Source organism: Nostoc sp. JL31, from assembly GCF_017114965.1.
Lineage (GTDB): Bacteria > Cyanobacteriota > Cyanobacteriia > Cyanobacteriales > Nostocaceae > Nostoc > Nostoc punctiforme_A.
In genome coordinates, this window is the sequence record NZ_JABXKO010000012.1 from 1 (window position 1) to 7,619 (window position 7,619).

A 7,619-nucleotide genomic window follows, 5' to 3' on the forward strand; every position below is an offset into this window, starting at 1 on the left:
ATAACTGGTCAACCCAAAAGAATTGCTTTTTTATGACTTTTTCAGCAAGCCCTAATTAAAATAAGCATCGCAATCAGTAGACTGAAATTTTCTCTTTCAGAGAGTCTAGTCATCTACATCGCTTAAAATCTTGTATTGAGTCCTCTTGAGAAGACTTTAGCTATTAGCTTTAGAATTTATTCCCAACTGCGATAGCAACGAAGTGAGCAATTGAAAAGATGTTGGTAGTGACAAGCTTTAAAAAAGACGGAATTAAGCATTAGCTATTATTTTGGATTTCGTCTAACTTGGCACGCACTGCCTGGATATCCTGCCACATCAACCATTTCGGCGCCCCTCTTTCCTTAGAAGGGTTACGTAGCAAGTAGGAAGGATGAAAAATTGGCATACATAAACGCCCTTCCCACTCCAGCCACTGTCCGCGAATTTTGGTAATCCCTCGCTTATCGCCAGTGATACCTTTGACAGCAGTCGCACCCGTTAATAGAATTATTTTGGGGTCAACTAAGCGAATTTGTTCTAGTAGGTAGGGTAGACAAGCCGCGACTTCTACAGGAGTGGGAACTCTATTATCTGGTGGGCGACATTTATTGATATTGGCAATATATACATCATCCTCGGTAGTCAGATTCACTGATGCCAAAATTTTCTCTAGCAATTGTCCCGATCTGCCTACAAATGGTAAACCCGTTTCATCTTCATTTTGACCTGGCGCTTCTCCCACAACCACAATTGGTGCTTTGAGATTGCCACGTCCAACAACAGCATGAGTGCGAGTGTCTCCCAATGCACAACGGTGGCAGCGATCGCAATGCTGTGTCAACTCCGTTATGTCAGAATAAGTTCCGGGAGCGATCGGAATTTTCGCGTCTGTAGGAATCAGTTCTCGTTGGTTAAAAGTTGAGTCGTCGAAGAGGCTGAGTTGGGTTTCGCTGCTCATGAAAATCAGGATTTTGGCATCAGCGCCAGCTGTTATATCTGATATAAATAGCCCTTTGGCTGGATATTTCTCAGAACAATAAACTTTTGCTGAATACTTAATTATTTATACAAATCTTATTGTATCAGTTAATTTGAGACAAAATTCAGTCATGATAAGAGCATTGCCGTCCTAAGATGCTGGGGGAAAACCATGTCACATACCCCACTTTTCGCCGATCGTACCCATGCAGGTGAGTTATTGGCGCGAGTAATTCATGATGTTTTGACTCAGCAAACTATTGATTCTGGGGTAAAGCCTGTACCAATTGTTTATGCTTTGCCAAGAGGAGGTGTAGCAGTAGCAGCACCAATAGCACGTCTTTTAGATTGTCCGTTGACAATTGTTGTGGCAAAAAAGATTAGCCATCCAGAAAACCCAGAGTTAGCAATTGGTGCAGTGACTACTTCTGGAAATGTTCTTTGGGCCGATCAAAAGCTATTTCGCCCTAAACATGATGCGCGGTGTCGGGATGTAGCTTTAAATAAAGCGATGAACCTTGCTAAGTTTCTTGAGGCTCAATTAATTCCTGCTTGTCCGCAAGTGAATGCAGAGAATGCTACGCTCATCTTAGTTGATGATGGCATTGCTACAGGTATGACAATAGCGGTAGCAGCAACTGCTATGAGAGCGCTTTCTCCAGCAGCAGTTTGGTTATGTACTCCAGTAGCGCCACAAAAATTGCTACCTTGGTTAGAACAGTGGGGCGATCGCACAATAGTCTTGGAAACACCCGAACCCTTCTGGAGTGTGAGTAATTTTTACGCAGAATTTCCCCAAGTAGATACATTAGAAGTTCTCGTATGTCTCCAACAAAAAACAATCGGGGGAATTAATCTGTGCGAGTAATTTTGAATTGTTTTCCAATCTTGCTTTTTAACTATTTGAAGATGTTCCCTGCTGATATTGCATAGCTTTGGCATAATCACCCAAGGCGTAGCAAGCAACTTTCAGACTGGCAAGGGCTTGTTCTTCACTGCGACGATCTTTGATATTTCTAGCTAACAACAAACGTTCTTCATAATACGTAATTGCTTTGTTATAGTCACCCAAAGCTTCACAAGCAACTCCTAAACTACTTAAAGACTGTTCCTCACTACGCTTGTCTTGAATTTCTTTGGCTAATTGCAAGCGATCTTCATAATACTTAATGGCTTTAGTATAATCACCTAAAGCATAACAAGCATTGCCCAGATTCTTTAGCACTTGAGAAGCACTGCGAACATTTTTTAAGGAGCGTGATAGTACTACACACTGCTCATAATAGGCGATCGCTTTTGGGTAATTGTTCAAAGCATACCAAGCATTACCTAAATTCTTGAGTACCTGTTCTTCGCCCCAATTATCTTTGAGTTCCCGCACAATCTCTAGACTTTGCTGTTGATACTCAATAGCCTGTGTAAAGTTACCTAAAGCTTTATACACCAATCCCAAATTATTGAGTGCTGCCACTTGACTTCGTTTGTCTTGGAGTTGCTGCGTTATTTTCAAACATTTTTCTAGAAACTCAATAGCCTTTTTATGGTCATTTAGGTGACGGTATGCATTGCCTAAATGGGAAAGAGATTGCATTTGCAATGCTAAATCTGAGGTGTTATTGAGCAAAGACAGACACTGTTGGGAGTAAGATATAGCACCTTTGTAGTCTCCAGCGCTGTAAGTTACCAATCCTAAAAAAGAAAGTACCTGTGCCTGTTTTTCTAAATCGCCAACTGCCTGAAACAGCCCCAAGGATTGCTGTAAAGACTTTATAGCCGTGATTAATTCGCCACCTTGCTGCTGTTGAATTCCTTGCCGTAGTAGCTTTACCGCTTCTGACAACTGGTCATCACTTTCTTGTAGAGGTATTATTCCTGCTTGCGAACTAGAGTCAAATTCATGGGTAATTGTATTACGCTTCACTGCTTTTAGGTATGTTATGGGTAATTGCAAGGGAACTGTATTTTTCGATCTGGTTATTCCATTCGCCTTTAGATATCAACTCCTTCCTGTGAAGTCTAGTGCTAAATTTAGTGTTCCCAAAACCAGGATGCATCTTTCATCAGTCTGGTTGACCACAGCATCAGTTTAGGAAAGGTGAGAGTTTATGTAGCGATCGTTAATCGAGGCTTTCAGATTTCCACTCATGAAGAGTAATAACTATATAGCAGTCTTAGAGCGTTTGCGATCGTCTCTATTTCTTCTCTATTCGTGTTCTCTACGTCTGGAGTAGTTCGATTAAAAAATTATTTTTGACAAGCTTATTTAATAGTTTTATTATCAATATCTATCCTGTATGTATGGTGCAGAATATCCCGCACCTCCATTAAAATTTTTCCTAGCATATTTTTACCACTCCCATCGGCTCCGCAACCCCAGTAAAAATCGATAGGCGAGTTTTCAACAATTTCTACATTGTTTGTAGAAAGTAAAATATCTCTAATATCTGTATGAGTTTGAAATTTGCACAGCACAGCTTGCCGCATGATGTCATCTTTAACCTGTTCCCAATCTTGGCGTAAGGGACGCGTTCTCTCACGCCCCATTCTTGCTGCATCTTTAGGTGTTTTAACTAGGCGGATTTGTTCTACATGAGGTGTACCTACAAACTTTTGCGCCTGAAAATAGTGTTCGCTAGTCGACCAATACAATCCATCTAATTCAAAGCCGTGGGACGAAAAGTTAGAGAAACAGCCATACTCTTCACGAGTACTATAAAAATAAATTGTCATAAAAATTAATACATTTTTTTTGAATTTACTGAATTTGTAAGTTTTTTATAAAACAGATGATTTATTTTCTGTTGATTCAATAAATGCCTCAAACTGACCATTAGGAGTCCATTGGATAGCCCCATCTCGTCCTGTAAAGAATAGTTTAGTTTGACTTTGATTCAGTTCAGATAAAGTTTTTGGATCAAAGTTGGCAGAAGAAGCGATCGCTACTTGTGGTTGCAGAGCAATAACTAAATCTTTCAATGATTCAGGGGCACACCAAAGCACTTGTGGGCGAGGCAAACTTCCATTTTTAACTAGTTGCTGCACCTCTTTAGATTTAACATTACCTACTAATAACCAATTTTGATCTAAAATTTGCAATTGTAAAATTGGTAATTGGTCGTTGATTAATTGCGCTACTATCGAACCAGCTTTCACCGATTGCCCAACTGCCAAAGATTGATAAATTCCTTGATGTTTTTGTAGTTCCTGTTGAATTGCTTGAGCCGTAATAGAATTATCTGTTTGGGGTGAATATTCATAAAATTTATCAATTGGTAAACGTTGCATTAATTCAAACCAAGCATTACTTTCATTACCTTGAAAATCAGTTGCGATCGCCCAATTTATTTGATTTACACCCTGCTGTTGTAAAAACGGTAAAATTGTAAAACGTCCTGTACCTTCATCACCACTATTAATTACAGTTACAGTACCTCGATCTTGAACAACTATAATTGGTTCCGTACCCGATTCTAAGACTGTTATCCTAAACAATATATTTTTAGAATGCCAAAGGGGGATGAATACTAAAGCAATCGCAATCATATTAGCAAACCACCACCGCTTTTGCCACCAATGCACTAACCAGACCAATATAATTAGTATATAAATCGCCAAAAGCTGCCATGTAGATATGCTGCCCACAGCAACAGAATTTCCAGGCAACTTACTAAAAAATTCCACTAGTTTAATTAGCCAATCAGTAGGGTAATGTAACACCCCGGCTAGGAAGCTTCCTGCGTCAGTCCAAACTAAACCGACTAACGCACTGATAATTCCACCTATACTAATGATCGAAATTAATGGAGTACTAACCACATTCAGCAACAGACTATAAGATGGTACAATTCCAAAAACAAAAAGTTGCACAGGTAAAGTCCAAATAGTGGCAGCTAGGGGAACGGCAATCAAAGCAGCGATCGCAGGTGGTAGCCATGCTAGGCGATTGACTAATGCGGGTACTGTTACAATTAATCCTAATGTTGCTAAAAAACTCAATTGAAAACCTAAATCCCAAATCCATAGAGGATTAAATACTAATAGGAGAGTTGCTGCTAATAGTAACGATCCAAACTGTTTTACTTTCCTTTTTAATAGCAGACCAACTAATGCTGCAAAACCCATAATTACGGCTCTGAGAACCGCAGGTTGAAACCCTGTTAAACTCAGAAAAATGATTAAAGCCAAAAAGCCAAGGGTAAATTGCGTTCCTTTTCTTGCCCGCCTTGTTAACTGTAAAATCACACTCAAAATCAAAGAAGTTTGAAACCCAGAAGCCGCTAAAGCATGAGCTAATCCGGCTTGTACAAATAAGTCGCGGATATCGTAGGGTAAATCAACAGCTTTGCTGCCTAAAACCATTGCACTGACAAGAGGCCCTTCAGGAATACCCAACCAACGAACTTGCGATCGCACAATTCGGGAACGAATTTGCCACCATCCCCATTTCCGTTCCCGATCCAAAACATTTATTTGCCGCCCAATTAGACCGGCAAACGTTCCTTCCTGCTTGAGAAACTTCTGAAAATCGAAACCACCAGGATTGGAAGCCGCCTTTGGTTTGTACAAAATCCCAGTCACGGCAATTTGTTGACTAGGGTATAACCCAGTAGCCTGAAGTATAGGGACTGTCACATACAATTTGCCTGTAACCCCTTTTGGGACACCTGCTGAACCTTTATCATTTTTAACTTCATCTAACTGAGTCGTTTCCAGCCAAAATTGTCCTCGTTGACTGCGAGTTAAGCGGGGATTACTCGCCACTTCGCCGCGTACAATCACAAGTTGTTCTTGATTGCTACTATTTCCAGGCGGGACAAACTGACTAATATCTTTTGCGCCCGGTTGTGGCATTCGCCATTGAAAATATAGAGTTGCCAATAATCCCACCAAGCCAGCAGCTAGCCATATTCGAGGATGGGGAGTACTTTGCCAAATATTAGGCACTGCCTTCTTTTTGCTTCCAGCATTTTCCGGTTTCTGAGCAAATTGCTGTAGTGTGGTGCGTTTTCTAAAAAGTATTGCTCCCACAATCCCCACAACCAAAATCCCCACACCACCCCAAGGAACTGCTGTAAGCAGCAACCCAAAAATGTAGCCAAGACAAATAATTACACCACTGGTTTGAATCATAAGATTTTTGTAAAAGCACCTGGCAATCCGAATTTACAGGTGATCTAAATATAGATAGGGCAGCAAGAAAGAAAAATCGGCGTTGCTGAATTTGGTTATGAAATTCAACAATAAAATATTCCAAACTCTTATTATCTGTGCTTGGAGCACCTCTGCGTGAGCTTTTTATCTCTTTAATCAACAACAGCAAAAAATTTTTATGCTTGTGGTGAGTATAGTTCATCAACTTTATATAAACAAAGCCCGCACAGGCGGGCCTTATCCTTGTAGCTTGAATGTTCTAGACTCAATATTTAACCGTATTTCTGTCCTTTAGCAAAAGCTGCCTGCATCAAAAAGATATACCTAGCTTAAACCTCAGCGCACAAGGATAAACAGAACATAAAATCGTAGTGAATTAAATTTGGCACGACTCTGCGTACCTTTGCCTTTACTCTGCGTTGAAAAACGCTATTATTTTACACAAAGCTGTACTTAGTTGTGTAGACGCACCTTTAGGATATTAGGCTTCCTGTTGAACTCACAGTATCTTTGAGCAACGGAAAACCCAACTTCTCCCTTTGCTCAACATATAAATGAGCTACCTTCTTAGCCAAATGCCGAATCCTGGCAATATAGCGAGTTCTCTCTGTCACAGAAATCACACCCCTAGCATCCAGCAGGTTGAATGTGTGCGAACATTTCATTACATAATCTAAGCTAGGCAATACCAATCCTCTCTCTGTCAATTGGGTAGCTTCCTGCTCATACAAATTAAATAATGTCAGTAGCAACTCAGGATTTGACGCTTCAAAGTTGTATGTGCAATGCTCAATCTCACTTTGCAGGAAAACATCGCCATAAGTAATGTTGTCTGTCCAATGGATCTTAGTAAATGCTTCTACTTGCTGGAGATACATTGTCAGCCGCTCTAACCCGTATGTAATTTCAATCGACACCGGACGGCAATCAATTCCTCCACACTGTTGGAAGTAGGTAAATTGAGTAACTTCCATCCCATCTAACCATACTTCCCACCCAGTACCCCAAGCTCCCACAGTCGCATCTTCCCAGTTATCCTCTACAAACCGAATATCGTGGTCTTGAGGACGAATACCTAAAGCTCTTAACGAATCAAGATAAATCTCCTGAATATTATCTGGTGATGGCTTAATCAGAACTTGGTACTGATAATAGTGTTGGAAGCGGTTGGGGTTTTCGCCGTAGCGTCCATCAGTAGGACGACGACAAGGCTCAACGTAAGCAACAGCCCAAGGTTCCGGCCCCAATGCTCTTAAAAAAGTCTGGGGATTCTTAGTACCAGCTCCCTTTTCAATATCGTAGGGCTGGGCAATAAGACAACCGCGATCGCCCCAGAAATCATGCAATAAACTTATTACCGACTGAAAATTCACGCTTGTTCCATCCTTAGTCAACACAGTGCATAAACCATTGTTGCCTAGAATCCGGCACTGTGGGCAGTTTCAGGAGACAGAGAAGCCGTCCAAAATAATTTTGGGAAAAATAGTTGACACAATGAAGTAGGTTCG

General features: G+C 40.7%; 6 protein-coding genes. 1 reads left to right on the plus strand and 5 read right to left on the minus strand.

What is annotated here, in order from left to right; genetic code table 11:
• Nucleotides 1-259: 259 nt before the first annotated feature.
• Nucleotides 260-940 carry a uracil-DNA glycosylase gene (locus HWQ43_RS00745; RefSeq protein ID WP_292728897.1) on the minus strand — a complete coding sequence of 227 codons (681 nt, stop codon included), beginning with the start codon at nt 938-940 and terminating at the stop codon, nt 260-262.
• A 192-nt stretch (nt 941-1,132) separates the two neighbouring features.
• Between HWQ43_RS00745 and HWQ43_RS00750 the strand changes: the two genes are divergently transcribed.
• Nucleotides 1,133-1,828, plus strand: coding sequence for a phosphoribosyltransferase (locus HWQ43_RS00750; protein ID WP_292728899.1), 696 nt, complete (start codon nt 1,133-1,135; stop codon nt 1,826-1,828).
• 27 nt (nt 1,829-1,855) lie between these two features.
• On the opposite strand, the gene HWQ43_RS00755 is transcribed toward HWQ43_RS00750, so the two are convergent.
• The 4 genes from HWQ43_RS00755 to glyQ form a co-directional block, all read right to left on the minus strand.
• Nucleotides 1,856-2,881 carry a tetratricopeptide repeat protein gene (locus HWQ43_RS00755; RefSeq protein WP_292728902.1) on the minus strand — a complete coding sequence of 342 codons (1,026 nt, stop codon included), beginning with the start codon at nt 2,879-2,881 and terminating at the stop codon, nt 1,856-1,858.
• A gap of 338 nt (nt 2,882-3,219) precedes the next feature.
• A complete protein-coding gene (locus HWQ43_RS00760) occupies nt 3,220-3,690 on the minus strand; it encodes an NADAR family protein (RefSeq protein WP_292728905.1) in 471 nt (156 codons plus the stop codon).
• Nucleotides 3,691-3,735: 45 nt separating this feature from the next.
• Complete coding sequence (locus HWQ43_RS00765) at nt 3,736-6,090, minus strand: ComEC/Rec2 family competence protein (protein ID WP_292728908.1); 2,355 nt, start codon at nt 6,088-6,090, stop codon at nt 3,736-3,738.
• A 494-nt stretch (nt 6,091-6,584) separates the two neighbouring features.
• Entirely contained in the window at nt 6,585-7,484 is a 900-nt protein-coding gene (glyQ, locus tag HWQ43_RS00770) for a glycine--tRNA ligase subunit alpha (RefSeq protein ID WP_292728911.1), read from the minus strand.
• Nucleotides 7,485-7,619 lie beyond the last annotated feature (135 nt).